This window comes from Thermopolyspora sp. NPDC052614 (genome assembly GCF_040678635.1).
Classification (GTDB): Bacteria; Actinomycetota; Actinomycetes; order Streptosporangiales; family Streptosporangiaceae; genus Thermopolyspora.
The window spans coordinates 15029-41404 of the sequence record NZ_JBFATZ010000022.1 but is presented as its reverse complement, the minus strand read 5'-3'; the positions used below and the strand labels follow the sequence as shown (position 1 = coordinate 41404).

Below are 26376 nucleotides of genomic sequence, written 5' to 3'. Positions count from 1 at the left end.
CGGCAGGCTGCGAACCATTACCCCGGGGCCGATACGATTTCGCCCACCTCATTAGTGATTACCGACACTCGGGAGGAGTACGGTGGCCACCGGCAAAGAGCGCCAGAGGCAGTTGGCCCGCCAGCATTACGAGCGGCAGATGGCCCGCAGGGCCGAGCGGATGGCCAAGGCCCGGCGGCGCCGGATCATCGGCTCCACCGTGGCCGCGGCGGTCGTGGCGGGCGGCGTCGCCGCCACCGCCCTGGTCGTGGTGAACGGCACCGGAGGAGAGACCAGCGCCTCGGCCTCCCCCTCGGCGGCGGCCGAGCCGAAGGCGTTCGATCCGGCGACCGGGACCTGCGGTTACGCCAAGGACACCGAGGGTCAGGTGAAGGACGCGGGGCTGCCGCCGGCGCAGGCCGACAACAAGACGCCGAAGACGATGACGCTCGACACCAACCGCGGCGCGATAGAGATCGACCTCGACGTGGCCAAGGCGCCCTGCACGGCGAACTCCTTCGCGCATCTGGCGGCCAAGGACTTCTTCGACGGCAGCAAGTGCCACCGGCTGGTCACCGGCGGGCTGCACGTGCTGCAATGCGGCGACCCGCTCGCCAAGGCCGACGGCAAGAACCCCACCGACGGCGCGGGCGGGCCCGGGTATCGCGTCCCCGACGAGAACCTGGGGGGCATGCCGTACAAGCGGGGGGTGGTGGCGATGGCGAACAGCGGGCGCGCGGACACCGGTGGCAGCCAGTTCTTCATCATCTATGGTGACGACACCAAGAACCTGCAGCCCAGCTACACCCCGTTCGGGACGGTCACCAAGGGTATGGACATCGTCGACAAGGTCGCGAAAGCGGGCGTCCAGGGAGGAGGCAGCGATGGACCTCCCAAACTGGCGGTTGAGCTCAAAGACGTGACAATCTCTGGCAAGAGCTGACGTAATACAACCAGGGGTGGGTAATCCCCGAAAGGTCTGATTTCAGTGCGGGAGGACACGGTGAGCACCGACCCGTGGGGCCGGGTAGACGACGACGGCACCGTCTACGTTCGAACGGCCGAGGGCGAACGGGCCGTCGGGTCCTGGCAGGCCGGCGAGCCCGCGGAGGCCCTGGCGTACTTCCACCGCAAGTTCGAGGAACTGGCCACCCAGGTGGAACTGCTCGAGCAGCGGGTGCGCGGCACCGACCTGCACCCCGCCCAGGCCGAGGCGAGCATCGTCAAGCTGCGCGAGGCCGTCGCCACCGCCAACGCGGTCGGCGACCTGGACTCCCTGCTGGAGCGGCTGGCCGCCCTGACGGACCTGGTGGCCAAGCGCCGTGAGGAGGTGAAGGCCGCCCGCGAGCACGCCCGCGCCGCCGCGCGCGAGGTCAAGGAGCGCATCGTCGCCGAGGCCGAGCGCATCGCCGAGCACACCACCCACTGGAAGACCGGCGGGGAGCGGCTGCGCCAGCTCGTGGACGAGTGGAAGGCGGCCGAGCGCATCGACCGCGCCACCGAGGCCGCCCTGTGGAAGCGGCTGTCGGCCGCCCGCACCGCCTTCGCCAAGCGCCGCAAGGTGTACTTCGCCGGGCTCGACGAGCAGCGCGAGGGCATCAAGGCGGAGAAGGAGCGCATCGTCGCCGAGGCCGAGGCGCTGGCCTCCTCCACCGACTGGGGCAACACCGCCGCCGCCTACCGCGAGCTGATGCGGCGCTGGAAGGCCGCGGGGCGGGCCACCCGGGAGGCCGAGGACGAGCTGTGGGCCCGGTTCAAGGCCGCGCAGGACCAGTTCTTCCAGGCCCGCTCGGCCGTCTTCGCCGAGCGGGACGCCTCGCTGCGGGAGAACGCCGAGGCCAAGGAGCAGCTTCTCGCCGAGGCCGAGAAGATCCTGCCGGTGAGCGACGCCCGCGCCGCCCGCGCCCAGCTTCGCGGCATCCTGGAGCGGTGGGAGGCCATCGGGCCGGTGCCGCGGGACGCCCGCGATCGGCTGGAGGGCGGCCTGCGGCGCGTCGACGAGGCCGTGCGCAAGGCCGAGGAGGCCGAGTGGCAGCGCAGCAACCCCGAGGCCCGCGCCCGCGCCCAGACCACCGTCAACCAGTTGCGCAAGTCGATCGAGCAGCTGGAGCAGCGGCTCGCCAAGGCGCGGGCGGCCGGCCGCGCCAAGGACGTCGCCGACGCCGAGGAGGCCCTCGCCGCGCGGCGCTCCTGGCTCGCCGAGGCCGAGCGCACTCTCGCCGAGTTCTCCTGAACCGATCCTCTTGGACCGGTTCTGTGACCGGTCGTCCCCGGCCCGGTTCGTCCGGGCCGGGGTGGGCGCAGGGGTGTTCGCGTGGAGCCGAACGCGGCGGAGCGGGTCGCAGGAGGCGTGAGGGTCGTGTGGCGGTCAGGAGCCCGCGCCGCTGACGCGATAGACGTCGTAGACGCCGTGGACGCCGCGTACGGCCTTCAGGACGTGGCCCAGGTGCTTGGGGTCGCCCATCTCGAACGTGAACTTGCTGATGGCCACACGGTCGCGTGAGGTGGTCACCGAGGCCGACAGGATGTTGACGTGCTGGTCGGAGAGGGTACGGGTGACGTCCGACAGCAGCCGGGGGCGGTCGAGCGCCTCCACCTGGATCGCCACCAGGAAGACCGAGTCGTCGCCCGGGGACCAGGAGACCTCGACCAGGCGGTCGGACTGCTCCTTCAGCTGGACGATGTTGGGACAGGTGTCGCGGTGCACCGAGACGCCGTGGCCCCGGGTGACGAAGCCGATGATCTCGTCGCCGGGGACCGGGGTGCAGCAGCGCGACAGCCGTACCCACACGTCGGGGTCGCCCGCGACGATCACGCCGGCGTTGTGCGTGCCGCCGCTGCGGGACCGGCCCCGGCCCGCCATCCGGGTGGGGACGGACGCCTCGGCGATGTCCTCCTCGGCCCCCTCGACGCCGCCGAGGGACTGCACGAGCTTCTGCACGACCGACTGGGCGCTGACGTGGCTCTCCCCCACCGCCGCGTACAGCGCCGAGACGTCGGGGTAGCGCAGGTCGCGGGCGAGGGCGAGCAGGGCCTCGCCGGACATCATGCGCTGCAGCGGCAGGCCCTGCTTGCGCATCGCCCGGCCGATCGCCTCCTTGCCCGCCTCGATCGCGGTCTCGCGGCGCTCCTTGGAGAACCACTGCCGGATCTTGTTGCGGGCCCGGCCGCTCTTGACGAACTTCAGCCAGTCCCGGGACGGCCCGGCGTCCGGCGACTTGGAGGTGAAGATCTCCACGGTGTCGCCGTTGCCGAGGCGGGACTCCAGGGGCACCAGGCGGCCGTTGACACGCGCCCCGATGCAGCGGTGGCCGACCTCGGTGTGCACGGCGTAGGCGAAGTCGACCGGGGTGGCGCCCTCGGGCAGGGCGATCACCTGGCCGCGCGGGGTGAAGACATAGACCTCCGAGACCGACAGGTCGAAGCGCAGCGACTCCAGGAACTCGCCCGGGTCGGAGGTCTCCTTCTGCCAGTCGAGCAGCTGGCGCAGCCAGGCCATGTCGCTGACCGGCTTGATCTTCCCGCCGCCGGAGTTCATCTCCTCCTTGTACTTCCAGTGCGCGGCGACGCCGTACTCGGCCCTGTGGTGCATGGCGCGGGTGCGGATCTGCAGCTCCACCGGCTTGCCCCCGGGGCCGATCACCGTGGTGTGCAGCGACTGGTACATGTTGAACTTGGGCATCGCGATGTAGTCCTTGAACCGGCCGGGGACCGGGTTCCATCGCGCGTGGATCGTTCCGAGGGCCGCATAGCAGTCCCGCACGGTGTCGACGAGGACCCGGATGCCCACCAGGTCGTAGATGTCGTCGAAGGCGACGTCGCGGGCGATCATCTTCTGGTAGATCGAGTAGTAGTGCTTGGGCCGGCCCTTCACGGTCGCCCTGATCTTCGCCTCGCGCAGGTCGGCGGAGACCTCCTCGATCACCTCCTGCAGGAACAGGTCCCTGCGGGGGGCGCGCTCGGAGACCATGCGGGAGATCTCGGCGTAGCGCTTGGGGTAGAGCATGACGAACGCCAGGTCCTCAAGCTCCCACTTGATGGTGTTCATGCCCAGCCGGTGGGCGAGCGGGGCGAAGATCTCCAGCGTTTCGCGCGACTTCTGCTCCCGCTTGTGCGGCGGCAGGTAGCGCATCGTGCGCATGTTGTGCAGCCGGTCGGCCAGCTTGATCACCAGCACCCGGATGTCGCGGGACATCGCCACGACCATCTTGCGCACGGTCTCGGCCTGCGCGGCGTCGCCGAACTTGACCTTGTCGAGCTTGGTGACGCCGTCGACGAGCAGCGCGATGTTGGGGCCGAAGTCCGCCCTGAGCTCCTCCAGGCTGTAGGCGGTGTCCTCGACGGTGTCGTGCAGCAGCGCGGCGCACAGCGTCTCGTCGTCCGTGCCCAGCTCGGCGAGGATGGTGGCGACCGCCAGGGGATGGGTGATGTACGGGTCGCCGCTCTTGCGCTTCTGGTCGCGGTGGTAGTACGCGGCGACCTCGTAGGCGCGTTCGATCAGGCGCAGGTCCGCCTTGGGGTGGGTGGCGCGGACCGTCTTGAAGAGAGGTTCGAGTACGGGATTCACGTTGCCGCCCCACTGCCCCGCGAAACGGCCCTTCCTTCTGCGCACGGAGGCCGGCCGCTCCTCGGCGCTCGCCGGCACGGCGGGCGGCGGCTCCGGCGCGGCGGGACTCCCGCTTCCGGCCTCGGGGGTCACGCCGGGTACAACGACATCACGGGGCACACAGACTCCTTGCCTCGAGTCCTGATTCTCCAGTGTATCCGCGTTGGAGAACTCGCCTCGCAGGCCCTGGCCCCGCGGCGACGCTCAGACGACCACGAGGGACCGCAGGTTGACGCCGCTCAGCCGGCTCCGGCCCTTGAGGAAGACCAGTTCCAGAAGCACCGATACGCCGACGACCTCGGCGCCGGCGCCTCTGATCAGCTCCACCGCCGCCTGCGCGGTGCCTCCCGTGGCGAGCACGTCGTCGACGATGAGGACCCGGTCGCCGGGGACGAACGCGTCGCGATGCACCTCGATGACGGCGGAGCCGTACTCCAGATCGTAGGCCGCCGAGAGCGTCTCTGCGGGCAGTTTGCCCTTTTTGCGAATCGGCACGAAGCCGGAGCCGCAGCGGTAGGCCACCGGGGCGGCGAGGATGAAGCCCCGCGCCTCGATCCCGACCACCTTGTCCACCTCAAGGCCGTCCGCCAGCTCGTCCACCACGACGGAGAACGCGTCATGGTCGGCGAGCAGCGGGGTGATGTCCTTGAACAGCACGCCCGGCTGGGGGTAGTCCTGCACGTCGCGGATCCGGCTCAGGATCAGCGAGGAGACGTCTGCGGAACCCATGGGGGAATGGCACCTGCCTTCGCACGCGGGGCCCCGGCGTGCCGGGGCACGGGACGCCGCCCGCGCGCCCCGGTCGAGGGATCGGGGCGCGGGGCGGTGCCGGTCATCTCTTCTTGCGCTGCTTCTGGGCGGAGGACGGCCCGCCGGCCCCCACGGTCGCCTTCTCGCCGCCGGAGTCCTTCCCCTTGCCGGTCCGGCCGCCGGCCTCGGCCTTCGCCAGCGCCTGGTTGCGCTGGGCGACCCGCTTGGCCAGGGCGATGTACTGCGGCTCGCGTTCCTTCAGGGTGACCAGCAGCGGGGTGGCGACGCACAGCGAGGAGTACGTGCCGACCAGCATGCCGACGAACAGCGCGAGCGACAGGTCCTTCAGCGTGCCCGCGCCGAGCAGCGTGGTGCCGATGAACAGGATCGAGGCCACCGGCAGGATGGCCACCAGGGTGGTGTTGAGCGAGCGGATCAGCGTGGAGTTCAGCGCGCCGTTCGCGGCCTCGGTGTAGGTCTGCTTGCCGGTGGTGACGAGCTTGGCCGTGACCTCCTTGATCATGTCGAAGACGACGACCGCGTCGTACAGCGAGTATCCGAGGATCGTGAGGAAGCCCAGCAGGGTCGCCGGCGTCACCTCGAAGCCGGACCAGGCGTACACGCCCGCGGTGATGATCAGGTCGTGGATCAGGGCGACCACCGCGGCGAGCGCCATGCGCCACTCGAACGCCATCGACAGGTACGCGATGATCGCCACCATGAAGACGATCAGACCGATGATCGCCTGCTGGGAGACCTGGCCGCCCCACGAGGCGCCGATCACCTGGATGCTGACGTCGTTCTGCGCGATGTCGAATTCCTCGGCGAGGTGCCGCTGCACGCGGGTGATCTCGCCTTCGGGCATCGTCTCGGTGGTCGCGCGCCAGCCGTTCTCGCCGGCCTGCTGCACGATCACCTGCTCGTGCCCGGTCTCGTGGATCGCATCGCGGATCTGCTCGATCGTCGCGGTGGACGACTTGAAGGAGAAGACCGAGCCGCCGGTGAACTCCACGCCGAAGTTGAGGCCGCGGACGAACAGGCCGACGAGCGACAGCACGAGCAGTGTGATCGACAGCCCGTACCACAGCTTCTGACGGCCGACGAAGTCGACGTTGGACTCGCCCCGGTACAGCCGGCCCATCAGGTTGGTCGCGGCGGACATCATGCCTCCTGCGGGGTGGGGCGGACGGCGGGTTCGGTACGGCCGATGCGCCCGGCGTCGAGCCCGGAGAGTTTATGCCCCTTGGCGAAGAACTTTAGCCGGGCCAGCAGGCTGACCATCGGCTTGGTGAACAGGAACACCACCGCGACGTCGATCAGCGTGGTCAGGCCCATCGCGAACGCGAAGCCGGCCACGCCGCCCACGGCCAGGAAGTACAGGACGACGGCGGCGATGAAGGTGACGGCGTCGGCGACGAGGATGGTGCGCTTGGCGCGGCGCCAGGCGACCTCGACGGCGAGCCGCAGCGTGCGCCCGGCCCGCAGCTCGTCGCGGATGCGCTCGAAGTAGATGATGAACGAGTCGGCGGTGATGCCGATCGAGACGATCAGGCCGACGATGTGCGGCAGCGACAGCCGGAACTCGGCGTTCTCGCTCAGCAGCGCCACGCTGAGGTAGGTCAGGATCGTGGCGACGACGAGGCTGGACACCGCCACCAGGCCGAGGCCCCGGTAGTAGATCAGCGAGTAGATCAGCACCACGATGAGGCCGAGGCCGCCGGCGAGCAGGCCGCCGCGGAGCTGGTCGGCGCCGAGCGTCGAGGAGACCTCCTCCACCGAGCTGCGCTCGAACTTCAGCGGGAGCGCGCCGTACTTGAGCTGGTCGGCGAGCTCGGTCGCGGTCTGCTGGTTGAAGCTGCCGGAGATCCGGGCCTTGCCGCCGGGGATGGCCTCCTCGATGACCGGCGCGGAGATGACCAGGCCGTCCAGGACCATGGCGAGCTGGTTGCGCGGCTCGGGCAGCGTGGTGATCTGGCCGGTGATGCGGGAGAACTGGGTGGCGCCCTGGCTCTTGAAGTCGACCGAGACGATCCACTCGCCGGTGGTCTGGTCCACGCCGGCGGTGGCGCCGGCGACCTCGGTGCCCTTCACGGCCGCCTTGTCCAGAATGTACCGGACGTTGCCGTCCTGGCTGCAGGCGACGAGCTGCTTGTTCGGGTCGTCCTGCACGCCCTGGCCGCGGTTGCTCTTGGTGCAGTCGATGGCGCGGAACTGGTCGAGCAGGGCGGCGTCGATGCCGGTGGTGTCCACTCCGGCGAGCGGGTCGTTGGCCGCGGGCTCTGTCGACGGGGTGGCGGACGGCTTGGCGGAGGGCTTGGCGGACGGGCTCGTCGACGGCTTGGCGTCAGCGCCGCGGCGGGCCTTGCCGCCCGCCGTACTCTTGTCGGCGGCCGCCTTGTTGGTGGCCTGCTTGTTGGTGGCCTGCCGCTGGGACTGCTGCCCGTTCTGCCGCCGTTCGCCGTCGCCGCGTCCCGCCGTGGCGGTCGCGCTCGGCTTGGGGTTGACGAGGGCCTGCGACAGGGCGCGGCCGGCGGGCGAGGCGCTGGGGCTCGCCGAGGCGGTCCCCTGCGGCTTGGCCGAGGGGGAGGCGGAGGGGGCGGGAGTGCCCGACGGGGTCGGCGCCTCGGTGGGCACCACCGGCTCCATCTTCGCCGGGGCCACCGCGAGCACCTGGCGGAACCGCAGTTCGGCGGTGGTACCGACGAGCTTGAGGACCTCCTCCTGGCCCTTGCCCGGCACGGAGATGACGATGTTGTCCCCCGACCGCACCGTCTCGGCGTCGGAGATCCCGGTGCCGTTGACGCGGTCGCGGATGATGTTCACGGCCAGGTCGAGGCTCTCCTGGGAGGGAGAGGTCCCGTTGGGCGTGATCGGCGACAACGTCACCGTCGTGCCACCCGCGAGGTCGAGGCCGTACTGGGGGATGAACGCCTTTTGCAGAGCGGTCACCCCCGCCATGGCAAGGATGATCGCCAGAAGTATGAGGAGCGTGCGCCCCGGCTTGTTCCGGCTTCTGGTTGGTGAGGCCACTGGTCGTCGGTTCTTTCCGGATAAGGGGACTGTGGTGGTGTGATCAGGACTTTTTGGAGGACGAGTCGCCGTCGTCGGCGGTCGCGTCCCGCAGGCCGTCCTCACCGCCGTCCACGGGCTCGTCGTCCACGGGCTCGGCATCCACGGGCTCGGCGTCCACCGGCGCGTCGCCCGGAACGACCACCCGGCCGACGGCCGCCTTCAGCCAGCGGGTCTCGACGCCCGGGGCCACCTCCAGCACCATCTCATCGTCCTCGACCGCCACGACGGTGCCGAACAGGCCCGTGGTGGTCATCACCCGCGTGCCCGGGGTGAGGCTCGACTGCATGCGTAGCTGTTCCTGCTGCCGCTTGCGCTGCGGGCGGATGAGCAGGAAGTAGAAGACCACGACCAACAGGATCAGTGGCAGAAATGTCCCAATCGGATTGCCCTGCACGGGGCCGTCCTTCCACTACGAGGGTGCCCGGCCTTCGCGCCGGAGGTCTGTACGCGAGAACGCTTGGCCGGGCCGCCGCGCTCGTCAGCCTCCACGGCCAGCCAAGGCAGGGAGTGTAGGCGAGCCGGTCAAGGCCCGGCAACGAACCCACGATCCAGCACGCGGGAAAGTTCCCGCTTCGAGACCTAGTGACCGTTCTGTGATCACAACTGTACCGCGTCTCTGACGCTGGGTCGGCCAGCCGCGTCACTCGCAGCGGGCAAAGCCACGGTCACGATTCGGAAAGCGGCGCCCGCGGATCGGTGTCCATCGTCTCAGATCGGCGTCACGGGCCGGCCTCATGCATCGGTTGCCGAACCGTCGGAGAGGGTCGGGGCCGGGGGCGCGCCGAACGCGTCGGGCGGCGGGGGCAGGCCCAGGTGGAGCCAGGCGGCGGCGGTGGCGACCCGTCCCCTGGGGGTGCGGGCGAGTAAACCCTGGCGGACGAGGAAGGGCTCGGCGACCACCTCGACGGTCTCCGGCTCCTCGCCGATGGCCACGGCGAGCGTGGACAGGCCGACCGGGCCGCCGCCGAAGCGGTGCAGCAGCGCGTGCAGCACCGCCCGGTCGAGCCGGTCGAGCCCTTCGGCGTCCACCTCGTACAACTCCAGCGCGGCGGAGGCGACCTCGCGGGTGATCACGCCGCCGGTGCGCACCTCGGCGAAGTCGCGGACGCGGCGCAGCAGGCGGTTGGCGATGCGCGGGGTGCCGCGCGAGCGGCGGGCGATCTCGTGCGCGCCCTCCTCGGGCAGCTCGACCGCGAGCAGGCGCGCCGACCGGTGCAGCACCCGCTCCAGCTCGGCGACGTCGTAGAAGTCCATGTGCGCCACGAAGCCGAACCGGTCGCGCAGCGGCGCCGGCAGCAGACCGGCCCGCGTGGTGGCGCCGACCAGCGTGAACGGGGCGATGTCGAGCGGGATCGCGGTCGCGCCCGGCCCCTTGCCCACGACGATGTCGACGCGGAAGTCCTCCATCGCCATGTACAGCATCTCCTCGGCGGGCCGGGCGGTGCGGTGGATCTCGTCGATGAACAGCACCTCCCCCTCCGAGAGCGTGGACAGGATCGCCGCCAGGTCGCCCGCGCGCTCCAGCGCGGGCCCGGAGGTGACCCGCAGCGGCACGCCCAGCTCGGCCGCGATGATCATGGCGAGGGTGGTCTTCCCGAGCCCCGGCGAGCCGCTCATCAGGATGTGGTCCGGCGGGCGGCCCCGGCCCAGCGCGCTCTGCAGCACCAGCGACAGCTGCTCGCGCACCCGCGCCTGGCCGATGAACTCCTCCAGGCGTTTGGGCCGCAGCGCCGCCTCGATCGCGCGCTCGTCCCCTTCGGCGTCGGGGGACACGAGGTCACGCTCAGCACCCATGCGGGCCTCCGTTCCACGGGTCGGGGGGCCGCCGGGTTCCGTGCGCGTGGCCGCCGGGGGTGGTCATCGGCGGGCCTACCGGACGCTGAGGGCGCGGAGGGCGGCCTTGAGCAGGGCGGCGATGTCGGGGGTACGGCCCGCGGCGATGTCGGCGTCGGCCTGGGGGGCGACGGCGGCCACGGCCTCGTCGGCGTCGCGGGCGGAGTAGCCGAGGCCGACCAGGCCGGAGTGCACCTGGTCGCGCCACGGCGAGACCACGGGACGCTCGCCGCTGAGGGCGGCGTTGACGGCCTCCTCGGGGGTGCCGAGCCTGTTCTTCAGCTCGACGATGATGCGCTGGGCGCCCTTCTGGCCGATGCCGGGCACCTGGGTCAGCGCCTTGACGTCGGCGCTCGCCACCGCGACGCGCAGCGCGTTCGGGGTGTGCACGGCGAGCATCGCCAGCGCGAGCCGGGGGCCGACGCCGCCGGCGGTCTGCAGCAGCTCGAAGACGGCGCGCTCGTCGTCGTCGGCGAAGCCGTACAGGGTGAGGGACTCCTCGCGCACGACCAGGGAGGTGGCGAGCCGGGCCCGCTCCCCCACCCGCAGCGTCGCGAGGGTGCCGGGCGTGCAGTGCACCAGGACGCCGACGCCGCCCACCTCGATGACGGCCCCGTCGGGGGCCAGCCGGGCGACGGTGCCCTCGACAGAGGCGATCATTCCTCGACCTTCCTGGGTGGCGCGGCCCGGCGGACGCCGAGCACGGGACGGGCGGCGGCGCGGGCGGCACCGCGGGCGCCGCTTCTGGCGCGGGCGACGGCGGCGGAGATGCGGTCCTGCGCCCCGCCGCGCCAGACGTTGCAGATGGCCAGGGCCAGGGCGTCGGCGGCGTCGGCGGGTTTGGGCGGCGCGTCCAGGCGCAGCAGCCGGGTGACCATGGCGCCGATCTGCCGCTTGTCCGCGTTGCCGTACCCGGTGATCGCGGCCTTGACCTCGCTCGGCGTGTGCAGCGCGACGGGGAGCCCGCGCCGCGCGGCGCACGCGATGACCACGCCGGACGCCTGCGCGACCCCCATCACCGTGCGGATGTTCACCTGCGCGAACAGGCGCTCCACGGCGACCACGTCGGGGCGGACCTCGTCGAGCCACGCCTCGATGCCCGCCTCGATGGCGATGAGGCGCGCCCCGATCTCGTCGTCGGACGGCGTGCGCACCACGCCTACCTTGATCAAGGCGAGCGGGCTGCCGGGCCGCCCCTCGACGGCCCCGAGCCCGCACCGGGTCAGCCCCGGATCGACGCCCAGCACCCGCACATGCCCTCCCTGCCCACCGAACACGCGTTCGCGTGTCCGACCTTACAACGCGCCGGGCCTCTGGAAGCGGCAGGACGGCGGGATTTCGCGGATGTCGCAGGATGTCGCGGCGGCGGCGTCAGGCGTTGATCTTCTCCATGATCTCGTCGCTGACGTCGAAGTTGGCGTACACGTTCTGGACGTCGTCGCTGTCCTCGAGCGCGTCGATGAGGCGGAAGACCTTCTTGGCGCCCTCCTCGTCGAGGGGGACGCTGATGGAGGGCAGGAACGACGCCTCGGCCGACTCGTAGTCGATGCCCGCGTCCTGCAGGGCCTTGCGGACCGGGATCAGGTCGCTCGCCTCGGAGACCACCTCGAAGGACTCGCCGAGGTCGTTGACCTCCTCGGCGCCGGCGTCCAGGACGGCGGTGAGCACGTCGTCCTCGGTCAGGCCGTCCGTCTTGGGGACGATGACGACGCCCTTGCGGTTGAACATGTACGCCACCGAGCCGGGGTCGGCCATCGAGCCGCCGTTGCGGGTCATCGCGACGCGCACCTCGGAGGCCGCGCGGTTGCGGTTGTCGGTGAGGCACTCGATCAGCAGGGCGACGCCCCCGGGCCCGTAGCCCTCGTAGGTGATCGTCTGGTACTCGGCTCCGCCGGCCTCCAGGCCACCGCCACGCTTGCGCGCCCGCTCGATGTTGTCGATCGGCACCGAGTTCTTGCGCGCCTTCTGGATCGCGTCGAAGAGCGTGGGGTTGCCGTCGGGATCCGGACCGCCGGTCCGCGCCGCGACCTCGACGTTCTTGATGAGCTTGGCGAACAGCTTGCCCCGCTTGGCGTCGAGCGCGGCTTTCTTGTGCTTCGTCGTCGCCCATTTGGAGTGGCCGGACATCGCCTAGAGCTCCCTTACCATCTCGACAAAGTACGAATGCACCCGCCAGTCCCCGGTGAGTTCGGGGTGGAACGACGTGGCGAGCAGCGGTCCCTGCCGGACCGCGACGATCCTATCGTCACCGGCGGGGTCGGCGACCGCTCCCGGACGAGCCGCGGGGGTCCGTGCGCCCGCCTCGTCGCCGTCGCCGCGGGATGCGTCCCGGGGAGCGGAGGCGTCGGATCGCCCGGCGCCGCCGGGGACGCGGCCGAGGACCTCGACGCCCGGGCCGACCGACTCGACCCATGGCGCCCGGATGAAGACGGCGCGGATCGTGCCGCGATCGGCGAAGTCAATGTCGGCCTCGAACGAATCGACCTGCCGGCCGAACGCGTTGCGGCGGACCGACATGTCGATGCCGCCGATCGTCTGCTGGCCCTCGACGCCGCCCTCGATGCGGTCGGCGAGCATGATCATCCCGGCGCAGGACCCGTAGGCGGGCATGCCCTCCTTGATCCGCAGTCGCAGCGGTTCCAGCAGTTCGAACGCCTCGGCCAGCTTCCACATGGTCGTGGACTCGCCGCCGGGGATCACCAGGGCGTCCACGGCCGCCAGCTCGGCGGGCCGGCGCACGGCCACGGCGCGCACGCCGGAGGAGGCGAGTGCGCGCATGTGCTCGCGCACGTCGCCCTGGAGCGCGAGCACTCCGATGGCAGGCACAGTCGCCACAAGCGGTCCTTTCGGAGTCATTTCAGGTTCGTCCCGGTCGGCCGGGTCGCCCAGGTCAGCCGGGTCGTCCAGGTCGTCCAGGTCGGCCCGGTCGGCAGGTTCGGCCGACCCGGCCGGATCGGTCGAGTCGGCCGGATCGATGCGTCGGCACGGCACGCCGGGCCGGACGCCCGGTCGCCGCCGTGCCGACGCCCGATCACCAGCCGCGGGTGGCGAGGCGCTCGCTGTCGGCGAGCGTGGAGACGTTGATGCCGACCATCGGCTCGCCGAGCCCGCGCGACACCTTCGCGATCACGTCGGGGTCGTCGTGGAACGTGGTGGCCTTCACAATCGCCGCCGCCCGCTTGGCCGGGTCGCCGGACTTGAAGATGCCCGAGCCGACGAACACGCCCTCCGCCCCGAGCTGCATCATCATCGCCGCGTCGGCGGGGGTGGCGATGCCTCCGGCGGTGAACAGCACCACCGGCAGCTTGCCGGTCTTCGCCACCTCGGCCACCAGCTCGTACGGCGCGCGCAGCTCCTTGGCCGCGGCGTACAGCTCGGTGTCGTCGAGCACGGTGAGCCGCCGCAGGTCGGCGCGGATCTGGCGCATGTGCCGGGTCGCCTCGACCACGTTGCCGGTGCCCGCCTCGCCCTTGGAGCGGATCATGGCCGCGCCCTCGGCGATGCGGCGCAGCGCCTCGCCCAGGTTGGTGGCGCCGCACACGAAGGGCACGGTGAAGGCCCACTTGTCGATGTGGTTGGCCTCGTCGGCGGGGGTGAGCACCTCGGACTCGTCGATGTAGTCGACGCCGAGCGCCTGCAGCACCTGCGCCTCGACGAAGTGGCCGATCCTGGCCTTGGCCATCACCGGGATGGAGACGGCGTTGATGATGCCCTCGATCATGTCGGGGTCGCTCATCCGGGCCACTCCGCCCTGGGCGCGGATGTCGGCGGGGACGCGCTCCAGGGCCATGACGGCGACGGCCCCCGCGTCCTCGGCGATCTTGGCCTGCTCGGGGGTGACGACGTCCATGATGACGCCGCCCTTGAGCATTTCGGCCATGCCGCGCTTCACCCGCGCGGTGCCCACCTCGGGCGTGGTTCCGGTGACGGTGCTGTCGGTGGTCTCGGGGCTGCTGGACACGGTCCTACCTCACGATGGGGACTTTCGGCGTTCAGGCTTAGGATACGTGCTGTCCGATCTGCCCACGGACGTGCCACCGCGTCCATGTCGTCCCTGGATCCTGTACGACCCGGCCAATCGCGCGTCAGGTTAGGGGCAGGCTGGGGGCAGGTTAGGTGCAGGCTAGGGCTGCACGGGTTTGGGCGCGGCGAGCACCACCCAGACCTGGCCCTTGGCGAACGGCATCGGCTGCCCGTCGGGCGTGGTGAAGGTGGTCCCCTCCTCCTCGCTCGACCGCGACCAGCGCGCCTGGTAGGCCTTGCCGTCGCGCAGCACGACCGCCCGGCCCTTGCCCACGGTCTGCACCAGCGGCGTGTAGCTGCCGTTGACGTCGTGGAACTGCGATCGGGTGGTCTTGACGTACTGCACCACGACGGTGGGGGCGCCGAGCTGGCCGCCCTCTGCCGCCATGTCGCGCTTACCGTCCTGCCAGATCAGCCACCGTTTCTGCTGCTGCGACCAGCCGAAGGTGAAACGCGCCGCCGGGTAGCGCACGCTGAAGGTCCTGCGCTCGGTGCCGCCCTCCGGGGCGTCGCCGAAGGTGAAGCCGATGTCCTTGGCCTTGGACGCCTCCGGCGCCTTGGCGAGCAGTTTGCGCGGCGAGGCGACCAGGTTGTACGGCGCGAACCGGCCGGGCTCGCGCTGGTAGGCCCCGGGGGCGGCGCTGTCGGAGACGTCGTACAGGGAGGCCTTCTGCACGAAGGGGATCATCTTGGTCTGCACGCCCGAGTACGCCAGGGCGGGCTTGCCGAACATCGGAAGGATGTGCAGGTCGGAGATGCGGGCGCTGCGGACCGGGCCGACCTTGGCCGGCATCCGGGAGGAGAAGATGGCCATCAGGCGGGTGAGGCCGCCCTCGACCTGCTCGATGTAGACGATGTCGGCGCTCTTCAGGCCCATCTGCGGTTTGCCCGCGGCGGTGTTCTCGACCTTCACGGCGAGCACCGGGTTGCGCCGGGCGGTGGCCGCGCCGGTGAACGGATGGGAGGGCGGCGGCTGGGAGGCGGCCGGCGACTCCGACTGCGACGCACCCTGGGGCGGCTTGGCCGCGGCCTCGTCCGACGAGGAACACGCCGCGGGGGCCAGGAGCGCCCCACCTGCCAGGACGACACAGGCCATCCGAGTCAAGCGCACCGAAGACTCCTCCCATTTTCCACCAAATCGGGAGAAGCTTACCGATGATCCCTTACTTCTCGGTTGTAAACGCCTTCGGAGGATCGTCGTCCATCTCAAAGAACTGCGGCGTCTCGGTACGGCCCGCGAGCCGGAGCGTACGGACCAGCCAGCGGCGGTGGGCGGCGCGGGTGACGGCGACCGCGTTGTTGTAGAAGCGGCGGGAGTACACCACCTTCGCCACGGCGGCGTCGAGCTCGGCCATCAGCTCCGGGCCGCCGGGCGCCTCGGCCATGCGGTCGCGGAAACGTTCCTGGTCGACGACCGCGCGCAGGGTCTTGGACAGGTCGCTCTCGGCGGGCTCGCGGTCCTCCGGGCCGGCGGTGCGGGCGTGGTGGGCCGCCGAGGCGAGCACGAGACTGGTCGCCGGGTCGAGCAGGCGGGAGGCGGCCAGTTCGAGGGCGACGGCGGCGCGCCGTACCAGGGCGGCGTCGATGGCCTCGCGGGCGGTCTCCAGCCGGATGTGCAGCCGGTCCAGCCGCCCCGCCCGCCAGGAGATGTAGACGGCGGTGAGCACCACGATCGCGCCTACCACCATGATCAATGTAGCGTTCATCGCCGTACCCCGACGCGTCCCCTTCGCATCGCGTGCCCCAGCCCCTCACGACCGGGCCCCTCACCTCCGGGCCCCGCACGACCGGCGGGTGCCACGGGCCCGGCGATCGAGGGCGGCCTGGACGGCGGCGTCACCGGTCCTCGTCCTCGGTGACGCCGGTCTGGGTGCCGGTCTGGGTGGCGGTCACCGTCTCGTACACGCGCACCACGTCGCGCGCCACCGTCGACCAGTCGTACCGGCGCACCGCCACCCGGGCCTCGTCCGACAGCTTGGCCCGCCGCTCCGGGTCGTCGAGCAGCCGGGCGGCCTCGTCGGCGAGCGACTCGGCGTTGCCGGTCTCGAACAGCGCCCCGGCCTGCCCCTCCCCCAGCACCCGGCGGAACGCGGGAATGTCGCTGGCCAGGATCGGCGCCCCGGCCGACATCGCCTCGGTGAGCACGATGCCGAAGCTCTCGCCGCCGAGGTTGGGGGCGCAGAACACGTCCACCGTGTGGTAGACGCGCACCTTGTCGGCCTCGCTCACCATGCCGAGCATGACCACCCGGTCCCGGTACGGCTCGGGCACCCGCTGGCGCACCTCGTCGCCGTCGCCGGGCCCGGCGATCAGCAACCGCAGGTCGGCGCGCCGGGGGGCGAGCCGCGCGAAGGCGTCCAGCAGCACCGGCAGCCCCTTGCGCGGCTCGTCGATGCGCCCGAGGAAGCCGATGACCTGCCCCTTCCCCTCCCAGCCCGGCAGCGGCTCGCCGGTGGCGTACCGATCGACGGTCACCCCGTTGGGGATGATCACCGCGTCGCCGCCGATGTGCTCGACCAGCGTCTTGCGCGCGGCCTCGGAGACCACGATGCGGCCGGTGATCTTCTCAAGCGCGCTTTGCAGCATCGGGGCGGACACCGCGAGCACCCGCGACCGGGACACCGACGAGTGCCAGGTGGCCACGATCGGCCCGCGCGCCACCCAGCAGGCGAGCAGCCCCACCGAGGGCACCTGCGGCTCGTGCACGTGCAGCACGTCGAAGCGCCCCTCGCGCACCCATTTGCGCACCCGGTTGGCCGACAGGAACCCGAACGCCAGCCGCGCCACCGCCCCGTTGTACGGCACCGGCACCGACCGCCCCGCCGGGACCACGTACGGCGGCAGCGGCGCGTCCTCGGCGGACGGCGCGATCACCGAGACGTGGTGCCCGTCCTTCAGCAGCGCCTCGGCCAGGTCCCGCACGTGCGCCTGCACGCCGCCCGGCACGTCGAAGTCGTACGGACAGACCAGTCCGATTCTCACGGCCCGGTCCTCACGAGCCGCTCGCCGGCCGCGCGGGACGCGGCTCCAGGTCCTCGAGCCACAGGCGCTGCATCATGTGCCAGTCCTCCAGGTGCTCGCGGATGCCCTCCTCGAACGCCGCCGCCATCGCCTGGGTCATGACCTGCACCTTCTCCTGCCGGGTACCCTCCTGCGGGACCGGGATCTCGTCGTGGACGCGCAGCCCCCACCCGTCGCCCTCGAACCACATGGTGGCCGGCAGCAGCGCCGCACCGGTCTGCAGCGCGAGCAGCGCCGGGCCGGGCGCCATCCGGGTCCTGGCCCCGAAGAAATCGACCTCCACGCCGCTGTCGGTGAGGTCCCGCTCGGCCGGCAGGCAGACCGGGCGGCCGGCGCGCAGCCGCTGGGCCAGGGTGCCGAACGCGCGGGCGCTGCCGCCCTCCCGGCGGGTCAGCGGCAACACCTCCATGCCGAGGCTCTCCCGGTAGGCCACGAAGCGCTCGTACAGCGACTCGGGCTTGAGCCGCTCCTGCACGGTGGTGAACGGGTAGCCCTTGTGCACCAGCCAGGCGCCCGCGTGGTCCCAGTTGCCCATGTGCGGCAGGGCCATGACCGCGCCGCGCCCGCTCTCCAGGTGCTTGAACATCACCTCGTCGCCGGTGCTGCGCATCCCGCCCAGGATGACCTCCTTGCTCATCGCGGGCAGCCGCAGCGCCTCCATCCAGTAGCGGAAGTAGGAGCGCACGCCCGCCCTGCCCAGCCGCCGCACCCGCGGGTCGGCGGGGGCGAGCCCGAGCACGCGCGCGTAGTTGGACTGGAGCCGGAGCACCGACTTGCCCTGACGCCACCACATCACATCGGCGATCGTCCGGAAGATCCAGGCGGCCACGGGCCGGGGCAGGCGCGGAACCAGGACCCACCCCGCGTGAAGTGCTGCGGCGACAATGCGATCAATCAGCGCTTCTCACCCCTACCGGTGTCGGCCCGCCCGTTCAGCCCTTGATCATGACAAAGGCGTTGACCTCATTCTGGCACCGCCTGACGCCGCACGTGCAGCAGGCGCTGGACGACCGTGAAGGCGCTGGCGGCGGCGAGCACCCACAGGCCCGCGGCCGTCAGGTACGGCACGCCGAGGTGGCCGAACCCGGCCGACGTCAGCACGATGATCAGCCGTTCGGTGCGCTCGGCCAGGCCCACGTCGCAGGTCATGCCGAGCCCCTCCGCGCGGGCCTTGACGTACGACACGAGCATCCCGGCGATCAGGCAGAACAGCGCGACCCCGGCGAGCACCCGCTGCCCGCTGTCGAAGAAGTAGAAGATCAGCCCGGCGAAGATCGCGGCGTCGGCGATGCGGTCCAGGCTGGAGTCGAGGAAGGCGCCCCACGTGCTGCCCCCGCCGCCCCGCGCCCGGGCGACGACCCCGTCCAGCATGTCGGCCAGCACGAAGAAGGTGACCGCCAGCGACCCCCACCACAGCTCGCCGCGGGGGAAAAAGTACAGCGCGCAGGCGACCGTGCCGAGCGTGCCGGTCGCGGTCACCATGTCGGGGCTGACCCCGCGGTCGGCGAGCGCGCGGCCCAGGGGGGTCAGCACGCGGCTCACGGCGGGACGAAGGACGTTCAGCATTGCCGTCCGATCGTAGGGCACCCGGGCCCCGGCGCGATATTCGTGTCTGGTTCCGCACTTTTACCCGAGGACTCTTGTGATAGACGCCGCATGGGTAAAGGGTGAGACACACGAGCGAGACCCCACTGCACGCGTCCTGCTGGGGGCGCCGGGCGCGGCAGCGACACAACGTGGTCGCGTCTGGTGAGCGAAGCCGAGCCGGGCACGGCGGAAGGAGGGCGCGTCCCGAACAGCGTAGCGGTGACACCGGAATGCGAGCCGGCGAACACCCCAACGTCCGGGAAACGTACGGCGAGGCGAATCTGACCGGACACGACCCTCCGAATCACCAGGAGGCGATTGTGGCGGAGAAGTCAGGCGGAGCGGCAACGGGAGCCGCCGGCAGGGCACCTGAGGCCGACCGGCCGGACATGGTGCGCAATGTGGTGCTGGTCGGCCACTCGGGCTCAGGGAAGACGACGCTGGTCGAGGCGCTGCTCGCGGCGACCGGCACGATCACGCGCACGGGACGGGTCGAGGAGGGGACCACCGTCAGCGACTTCGACGAGGTCGAGGTCCGCCAGCAGCGGTCGGTGAACCTGTCGGTCACGCCCGTCGTGCACAACGGCATCAAGATCAACCTCCTCGACGCGCCCGGCTACGCCGACTTCGTCGGCGACCTGCGCGCCGGGCTGCGGGCCGCCGACGCGGCGATGTTCGTGATCTCGGCGGCGGAGGGCGTCGACGGCCTCACCCGCATGTTGTGGGAGGAGTGCGCGGCGGTGGGCATGCCGCGCGCCGTGGTGATCACCAAGATCGACCACCAGCGCGCCGACTTCGACGAGGTGCTCGCCGCCTGCCAGAGGGCCTTCGGCGACGGGGTGTCCCCGCTCTACCTCCCGGTGGTGACCAACGGCCACGTCAACGGGCTGATCGGGCTGCTGACCCAGACGTTCTACAACTACGCCACCGGCAAGCGCACCGAGCACGAGCCGGGCGCGGAGTACGCCGAGCAGATCGAGACCTACCGCGGTGAGCTCATCGAGGGCATCATCCAGGAGAGCGAGGACGAGTCCCTGATGGACCGCTACCTCTCCGGCGAGGACATCGACCCCAAGGTGCTCACCCAGGACCTGGAGAAGGCGGTCGCCCGCGGCAGCTTCTACCCTGTCGTACCGGTCTGCGCGGCCCCGGGCTCGGGCCCGGTGGTCGGGATGGTGGAGATCCTCGACGGCATCACCCAGGGCTTCCCCTCGCCGCTCGAGCACCCGCTGCCGGAGATCACCACGCTCGACGGCAAGACGGTGTCCGACATCACCTGCGACCCCGACGGCCCGCTGGTGGCGGAGGTCGTCAAGACCACGAGCGACCCGTACGTCGGCCGCATCAGCCTGGTGCGGGTGTTCTCCGGCACGCTGCGCCCGGACATGACCGTGCACGTCTCCGGGCACGGCCTGGCCGAGCGCGGCCACGAGGACCACGACGTGGACGAGCGCATCGGCGCGCTGTCGAGCCCGCTGGGCAAGACCCAGCGCACCATCGGCAAGGCGATCGCGGGCGACGTGGTGGCCGTGGCGAAGCTGTCGCGGGCCGAGACCGGCGACACGCTGTCGGACAAGGACCGGCCGCTGCTGATGACCTCCTGGACGATGCCCGAGCCGCTGCTGCCGGTGGCGATCCGGGCGAAGTCGAAGGCCGACGAGGACAAGCTGTCGCAGGCGCTGGGCCGGCTCGTGGCCGAGGACCCGACGCTGCGGCTGGAGAACAACCCCGAGACCCGCCAGCTCGTGCTGTGGTGCATGGGCGAGGCGCACGCCGACGTGCTGCTCGACCGGCTCGCCAAGCGGCACGGCGTGGAGGTCGAGAAGATCGAGCTGCGGGTGCCGCTGCGGGAGACCTTCGGCGGCACGTGCGAGGCGATGGGCCGCAACGTCAAGCAGACCGGCGGGCACGGGCAGTACGCGATCTGCCATCTGAAGGTGGAGCCGCTGCCCTCCGGCGGCGGGTTCGAGTTCGTCGACAAGATCGTCGGCGGGGTGGTCCCGCGGCAGTTCATCCCGTCGGTGGAGAAGGGCGTGCGGGCCCAGATGGAGCGCGGCGTGCTCGCCGGGTACCCGGTGGTGGACATCCGCGTGACGCTCTTCGACGGGAAGGCGCACTCGGTCGACTCCTCGGACATGGCCTTCCAGATCGCGGGGCAGCTCGCGCTCAAGGAGGCGGCGACCAAGGTGCCGACGCTGCTGCTCGAGCCGGTGGACGAGGTGTCGGTGCTCGTCGCGGACGAGTACGTCGGCGCCGTGATGTCCGACCTGTCCTCGCGGCGCGGGCGGGTGCTCGGCACCGAGCCGGTGGGCAGCACCGGGCGCACCCTGGTGCGGGCCGAGGTGCCCGAACTGGAGATCACCCGCTACGCGATCGACCTGCGGTCGATGTCGCACGGCACCGGGACGTTCACCCGGTCGTTCCTGCGCTACGAGCCGCTGCCGTCCCACCTCGCGGACAAGGTGAAAGCCTCCGCCGGGTGAGTTCCGTCCGGGGTCCGGAGACGGTAAACCGGGGCGTCCTACCGTAAAGCAGGACGCCCCGGGCCCCACAAAAACGGACAATAATCACTTTACGCACAGAAATCCATTTGGGTTTTCGGACCGAACCATGACGGGGGCGGTGCCAGACTTGGGGACCATGCACCTGCGTCCTCTGTTTGTCGCAACCGTCGTCGCCGTCGCCACCACCGGCGTCGCCTACCTGTTCGGGCCGGACGCGAAGGCGGACCCGCAGAAGAGGAAGGACTCCCCGGCCGCCGCCCGCGCCGTGTCCGCCACGACCGCGACGACCTCGCCCAGGTGCCCGGCGGACGCCGACTTCCCCAAGCGCCAGTTGCGCGGCGTGTGGATCGCGACCGTGCGCAACATCGACTGGCCGTCGAAGACCGGCCTGTCCCCCGACCGGCAGCGCGCCGAGTACGTCCGCATCCTCGACCAGGCCGTCAGCCGCCGGCTCAACGCCGTCTTCGTCCAGGTACGGCCCGCCGGCGACGCCTTCTACAAGTCCGATCTGGAGCCCTGGTCGGAGTTCCTGACCGGCAAGCCGGACGGCGACCCCGGATGGGACCCGCTGCCCTTCCTCATCTCCGAGGCGCACAAGCGCGGCCTGGAGTTCCACGCCTGGTTCAACCCCTACCGCGCCGCGAACGACGCGAACACCTCCCGGCTCCCGGCGAACCACCCGGCCAGGCAGCACCCGGAGTGGGTCGTCAAATACGAGGGCCGCATCTACTACAACCCTGGCCTGCCCGAGGTCCGCGACCACGTCACCAAGGTCATCAAGGACGTCGTGCAGCGCTACGACGTGGACGGCATCCACTTCGACGACTACTTCTACCCGTACCCGAGCGGCGGGGCGAAGTTCAACGACGCCGCCGCGTACAAGAAGTACGGCAAGGGCAAGTCGCTGGCCGACTGGCGCCGCGACAACGTCAACACGCTCGTCGCGCAGGTCGACAAGACCGTGCACGAGACCAAGAACCAGGTGAAGTTCGGCATCAGCCCGTTCGGCATCTGGCGCAACAAGGCCCAGGACCCGACCGGCTCGGACACCAACGGCATGTCCGCCTACGACGCCATCTACGCCGACGCGCGGGCCTGGATCAAGACGGGCACGGTCGACTACATCCTGCCGCAGCTCTACTGGTCGAGCAGTCACCGCACGGCCAGCTACTCGACCCTGCTGCCCTGGTGGGCGCGGGAGGTCCGCGGCACCGGCGTGCAGCTGTACATCGGACAGGCCCTCTACCGAGTCGGGACCAAGGACGAGCCCGCCTGGACCAAGCCCGGCGAACTGCCCGCCCACCTCGCGCTGAACCGCAAGTATCCCGAGGTGAAGGGCGACGTGTACTTCAGCGCCAAGCAGCTGTCCACCAACCCGCTGAAGGTCCTTGACCGCATCGTCGCCGACTACTACCGCCGTCCCGCCCTGCTGCCGCTGATGAAGGAACGCGGCGGCAAGGCCCCCGCCCCGGTCACGGGCCTGCAGGCCGCGAACTCCACCCTGCGCTGGCGCTCCTCCCCCGGTGCCGCCGCCTACGCGGTCTACCGTGTGGCGGGCAAGGGCGACGACTGCGCCACCGCCACCGCACGCAACCTACTCGCCGTCGTCCCGGCCACCGGCGCCGCGGAGCAGTCCTACGCGTTGCGGGGCAACGGCACCTACTACGTGACATCCCTGGACCGGCTCCAGCATGAAAGCGCCCCGGCCCACGTCACCGTCGGCGGCTGACCCACGCCGTAATCACGCCGTCCCCTCCGGCGGGCCGCCGTGTGCCACATCCTCGCCCACGCGGCGGCCGCCCGGACTGCTGCCCACAGCCGACGGCGAACGCCGCCGATCCGGTGACCGACCGTGCTAGGCGACGCCTTCCGTTGACCGGCACCGTGATCACCGCCGTCCCCTCCGACCGGCGCACCGTGTACCACGTCCTCGCCCACGCGGCGGCCGCCCGGACCGTTGCCCACAGCCGACGGCGAACGCCACCGATCCGATGACCGACCGTGCTAGGCGACGCCTTCCGTGCCGGCTCGGGGCTCCCGCAAGGGGCTGACCGGCGCTTTTCCTCGCCGTCCGCTCCTCCGCGTGCACGTGGTGTGACGTCCCGGCCCCGTCACGCGGGCGCTGTCCGAATCGTTGTCCACAGCTGACGGAAAACGTGGCTGAGCCGGTGATCGGCTATGCCAGGGTGTGTCAGTGTGTCCCAGGCCGGGGGCACCCGGGCGCTGCGTGGTGTCCGAGCGCGCGGCCGATGACGGCCGTGGACGGCCGAATTCGGCTGAGGGCTCGGGCGGCGGCGCACGGGTGCCGATCGGGGCGAGGCGGGACGGATGATGGTCGGGTGACCGGGTGGCGGTCACACGGGCAGGAAGGGCGAGCGGTGAGGCGCATACTGGCGGCGGTGGCCGTGATCGCGTTGGGGCTCCTGGCCTGGCCGGCCCCGGCGCTCGGCACGACGGCGACTTCGCCGGGCCTGGTGGCCGGAGCGGCGGCCAGGACGGACGCCGAGCACGCGTCGGCACACGTGGCCCCGGCGCTGCACACCACCCTGAGCACGACCACGTCCTCACCACACCTGACGGCCGGAGCGGCGGCCCGGACGGGCACCGAACGCGCGTCGGGGCGGGTGGCCCTGATCGGCGTGCCAGGGCTGCACTGGAACGACATTGATCCGGTCCGTACGCCCAATTTGTGGCGGCTCGCGGGGCAGAGCGGCCTCGGCACCCTGTCGCCGCGGGCGGTCGCCACGACCTCGTGCCCCTACGACGCCTGGCTGACCGTGTCGGCGGGCATCCGCTCGGCGGTCGGCGGGCCCTGCGGCGCGGCACCGCCTCCCGAGGCGGAGGGGGCGGGGGCCGTCATTCCGTACTTCGGCTGGCTGTGGACCGAGCGTGCGCAGTACGGCGCGGGCACGTTGGGCGCCGCCGCTCGGGCGGCCGGGCGGTGCACCACCGCCGTAGGGCCGGGCGGCGCGCTCGCCCTGGCCGACAAGGACGGCCGGGTGGACGTCTACGCCGCCACCCCGGCGGCGCTCCCGGCGGCCGAGTGGTCGCGTTGTCCCCTGCTCGCCGTGGACGTCGACGACCTCATCCGCCCGTATCTCGTGAACGACGTCCTCACCAAGGAGCCCGACCTGCTCGCCCCGGCCGCGCGCGTCGCGGCGGTCGCCGCCGCCGACGCCAAGGTCGGCGAGGTGCTCGGCCACCTGCCGCCGGACACGTCCGTCCTGCTGGCGGGGCTCTCCGACCACGGCGGCGTCCCGCACCTGCGGGTGGCGATGTGGCGCACCCCGGGCGGCCCCGGCCATCTGGTGGGCGCGACCTCCACCCACCGCGACCACATCGTGCTGCTCCCCGACATCACCGCCACCATGCTCACCCTGGCGGGCGTCGAGGTGCCCGCCTCGGTCATCGGCGTCCCCTGGACGCTCACCACCCAAGCGTCGCTGGAAGAGGCGACGCGCATCCTGCGCACGGCGGACCTGGCCGGGCAGACGGTGCGCAACACCACCGGGTACTTCTTCACCGGGGTGGCGATCCTCCAGGTGCTGTTCTACGCGATCGGCTTCGTGCTGCTGCGCCGCCGTCGAGGGCTCACCGGGGTCCGCGTCGCCGCGCTGTTCCTGGCCTCGATCCCCGTTTCCACGTCGCTGATCAACCTGCTGCCCTGGTACCGCGCGGGGGCTCCCACGCCCGTGCTGGTCGGCGGCGTGGCGGCCTGCGCCGGCCTGCTCACCCTGATCGCGTTCATCGGGCCGTGGCGGCGCAGCACGCTCGGCGCCGCCTCCGTGGTCGCCGGGGTCACCGCGGCCACCCTCCTCGGCGACCTGCTCACCGGCACCAGCCTGCAAATCAACGGCCTGATGGGCTACACGGCGGTGGTCGGCGGACGCTACTACGGCCTGGGCAACATCTCCTTCGCCCTGCTGGCCACCTCGGTGCTCCTGCTCACCACCGCGATCGCCGAACGACTGGTCGCCTACGGGCGGCGGCGCGCGGCGGTCGCCCTCGTCGCCGGTCTCGGCGCGTTCGCCATGCTGCTGGACGGCTGGCCCGGCGTCGGCAGCGACTTCGGCGGCGTGATCGCCTTCGTGCCGGGCATCGCGGTGACGGCGCTCATGGTCGCCGGGAAGCGTGTCTCGGTCATCAAACTGGGGGCCTTCTGCGTGACCGGAGGAGTCCTGGTGATGGCCATCGCCTACCTCGACTACCTCCGTCCTCCATCCGACCAGACCCACCTCGGCCGCTTCGTCGGCCAGATCTTCGACGGCACGTTCCTGCCCGTCATCATCCGCAAGCTCGAGGCCATGCTGCGCACGATGCTGAGCCCGAACCTCATGCCCATCGTCGTCACCGCCCTGGCCTTCTTGATCTTCGCCTTGCTCCGCCCGGGAACCGCCAGCGCGGGCGTCGTCCCCCTGGTCCTCGAACGCTCCCCCATGCTCAAGGCGGGCCTCATCGGAGCCCTCGTCTCCGGCGTCATCGGCACCCTCGTCAACGACTCGGGCGTAGCCGTCCTCTCCATGGTCCTGGCCCTGACCGTCCCCCTGGTCCTCGCGGTCGGCATCAGCACCCTGCAGCAGATGGCATCCCAACCGTCGGCCGAGTCCCCCGCCCAGTCCTCCGCCGACCCGCCGCCCGACTCCTTGGAAGGTCCCTCCGGCGACCCTGACACCCCGCCCGGCAATCCTCCGGGCAATCCCCCCGACGCCCCTCCCGACGGCCCCACCGGGGGCCCTTCAGGCGGCCCCGGCGTCGCCGAGAAGGTCCCGGGCTTCGCCTGAGCGGACAACAAGATGTCGCGACAGCGCCACAGCAGGCTGACGCGAGCGGAATGCCTCCACCCGGCACCACTGGCCCGGGCATGCCGTCCCGCGTCCACATCGACCACATCGTCCGCCCCGAGCATCCGGACGACGCCGAGCCCGGATGTGGGCCCTGACCACATCCACTCGCCTTCGGCCCGCCAGGACCGGGCCCGGCCGGACACGACCTTGCCGCACG

At 71.4% G+C, this 26376-nt stretch carries 21 protein-coding genes; 5 read left to right on the top strand and 16 right to left on the bottom strand.

The genetic code is table 11. The features are described from left to right. The first annotated feature begins 82 nt into the window (after positions 1–82). Both AB0K60_RS32005 and AB0K60_RS32000 read left to right on the top strand, forming a co-directional pair. On the top strand, positions 83–922 hold the full coding sequence (locus tag AB0K60_RS32005) for a peptidylprolyl isomerase (RefSeq protein WP_364063671.1): 840 nt from the start codon (positions 83–85) through the stop codon (positions 920–922). A 60-nt stretch (positions 923–982) separates the two neighbouring features. Further along, complete coding sequence (locus AB0K60_RS32000; protein WP_364063669.1) at positions 983–2212, top strand: DUF349 domain-containing protein; 1230 nt, start codon at positions 983–985, stop codon at positions 2210–2212. 135 nt (positions 2213–2347) lie between these two features. On the opposite strand, the gene AB0K60_RS31995 is transcribed toward AB0K60_RS32000, so the two are convergent. From AB0K60_RS31995 to pgsA, 16 genes are all read right to left on the bottom strand, one after another. Continuing rightward, on the bottom strand, positions 2348–4591 hold the full coding sequence (locus tag AB0K60_RS31995; RefSeq protein ID WP_364063822.1) for a bifunctional (p)ppGpp synthetase/guanosine-3',5'-bis(diphosphate) 3'-pyrophosphohydrolase: 2244 nt from the start codon (positions 4589–4591) through the stop codon (positions 2348–2350). A gap of 198 nt (positions 4592–4789) precedes the next feature. Beyond that, a complete protein-coding gene (locus AB0K60_RS31990; RefSeq protein ID WP_364063665.1) occupies positions 4790–5314 on the bottom strand; it encodes an adenine phosphoribosyltransferase in 525 nt (174 codons plus the stop codon). Between the two features lie 103 nt (positions 5315–5417). Beyond that, on the bottom strand, positions 5418–6497 hold the full coding sequence (gene secF / locus AB0K60_RS31985; RefSeq protein ID WP_364063663.1) for a protein translocase subunit SecF: 1080 nt from the start codon (positions 6495–6497) through the stop codon (positions 5418–5420). Beyond that, positions 6497–8293: a protein translocase subunit SecD gene (gene secD, locus AB0K60_RS31980; RefSeq protein WP_364063660.1), complete on the bottom strand. Its 1797-nt coding sequence runs from the start codon at positions 8291–8293 to the stop codon at positions 6497–6499. The genes secF and secD overlap by 1 nt, the downstream gene beginning before the upstream one ends. A gap of 115 nt (positions 8294–8408) precedes the next feature. Continuing rightward, positions 8409–8801, bottom strand: coding sequence for a preprotein translocase subunit YajC (gene yajC / locus AB0K60_RS31975; protein WP_364063657.1), 393 nt, complete (start codon positions 8799–8801; stop codon positions 8409–8411). A 338-nt stretch (positions 8802–9139) separates the two neighbouring features. After that, positions 9140–10201, bottom strand: a complete 1062-nt coding sequence (gene ruvB, locus AB0K60_RS31970; protein ID WP_364063654.1) for a Holliday junction branch migration DNA helicase RuvB — start codon at positions 10199–10201, stop codon at positions 9140–9142. Between the two features lie 75 nt (positions 10202–10276). Continuing rightward, complete coding sequence (gene ruvA / locus AB0K60_RS31965) at positions 10277–10900, bottom strand: Holliday junction branch migration protein RuvA (protein WP_364063651.1); 624 nt, start codon at positions 10898–10900, stop codon at positions 10277–10279. Next, positions 10897–11493 carry a crossover junction endodeoxyribonuclease RuvC gene (gene ruvC / locus AB0K60_RS31960; RefSeq protein WP_364063649.1) on the bottom strand — a complete coding sequence of 199 codons (597 nt, stop codon included), beginning with the start codon at positions 11491–11493 and terminating at the stop codon, positions 10897–10899. Before ruvC ends, ruvA begins: the two co-directional genes overlap by 4 nt. Before the next feature lie 118 nt (positions 11494–11611). Next, positions 11612–12367, bottom strand: a complete 756-nt coding sequence (locus AB0K60_RS31955; protein ID WP_364063647.1) for a YebC/PmpR family DNA-binding transcriptional regulator — start codon at positions 12365–12367, stop codon at positions 11612–11614. Positions 12368–12370: 3 nt separating this feature from the next. Beyond that, the gene (pdxT, locus tag AB0K60_RS31950; protein WP_364063645.1) at positions 12371–13075 is read right to left on the bottom strand and encodes a pyridoxal 5'-phosphate synthase glutaminase subunit PdxT; all 705 of its coding nucleotides are present in this window, start codon (positions 13073–13075) and stop codon (positions 12371–12373) included. A 196-nt stretch (positions 13076–13271) separates the two neighbouring features. After that, a complete protein-coding gene (gene pdxS, locus AB0K60_RS31945; RefSeq protein WP_364063642.1) occupies positions 13272–14201 on the bottom strand; it encodes a pyridoxal 5'-phosphate synthase lyase subunit PdxS in 930 nt (309 codons plus the stop codon). A 162-nt stretch (positions 14202–14363) separates the two neighbouring features. Next, positions 14364–15374 carry a DUF3048 domain-containing protein gene (locus AB0K60_RS31940; protein ID WP_364063639.1) on the bottom strand — a complete coding sequence of 337 codons (1011 nt, stop codon included), beginning with the start codon at positions 15372–15374 and terminating at the stop codon, positions 14364–14366. Positions 15375–15426: 52 nt separating this feature from the next. Further along, positions 15427–15969, bottom strand: a complete 543-nt coding sequence (locus AB0K60_RS31935; protein WP_364063636.1) for a hypothetical protein — start codon at positions 15967–15969, stop codon at positions 15427–15429. 130 nt (positions 15970–16099) lie between these two features. After that, positions 16100–17245 (bottom strand): glycosyltransferase family 4 protein, encoded by a 1146-nt coding sequence (locus tag AB0K60_RS31930; RefSeq protein ID WP_364063633.1) that lies wholly within the window; start codon positions 17243–17245, stop codon positions 16100–16102. 10 nt (positions 17246–17255) lie between these two features. Then, positions 17256–18170, bottom strand: a complete 915-nt coding sequence (locus AB0K60_RS31925) for a phosphatidylinositol mannoside acyltransferase (protein ID WP_364063819.1) — start codon at positions 18168–18170, stop codon at positions 17256–17258. A 77-nt stretch (positions 18171–18247) separates the two neighbouring features. Then, complete coding sequence (gene pgsA / locus AB0K60_RS31920; RefSeq protein WP_364063630.1) at positions 18248–18850, bottom strand: phosphatidylinositol phosphate synthase; 603 nt, start codon at positions 18848–18850, stop codon at positions 18248–18250. A gap of 341 nt (positions 18851–19191) precedes the next feature. On the opposite strand from pgsA, the gene AB0K60_RS31915 reads away from it, so the two are divergent. The 3 genes from AB0K60_RS31915 (at position 19192) to AB0K60_RS31905 (ending at position 26156) form a co-directional block, all read left to right on the top strand. Next, positions 19192–21354 carry an elongation factor G-like protein EF-G2 gene (locus tag AB0K60_RS31915; RefSeq protein WP_364063628.1) on the top strand — a complete coding sequence of 721 codons (2163 nt, stop codon included), beginning with the start codon at positions 19192–19194 and terminating at the stop codon, positions 21352–21354. Between the two features lie 157 nt (positions 21355–21511). Next, positions 21512–23104, top strand: coding sequence for a family 10 glycosylhydrolase (locus AB0K60_RS31910; protein WP_364063625.1), 1593 nt, complete (start codon positions 21512–21514; stop codon positions 23102–23104). A 649-nt stretch (positions 23105–23753) separates the two neighbouring features. Then, complete coding sequence (locus AB0K60_RS31905) at positions 23754–26156, top strand: hypothetical protein (RefSeq protein ID WP_364063622.1); 2403 nt, start codon at positions 23754–23756, stop codon at positions 26154–26156. The last annotated feature ends 220 nt before the right edge of the window (positions 26157–26376 follow it).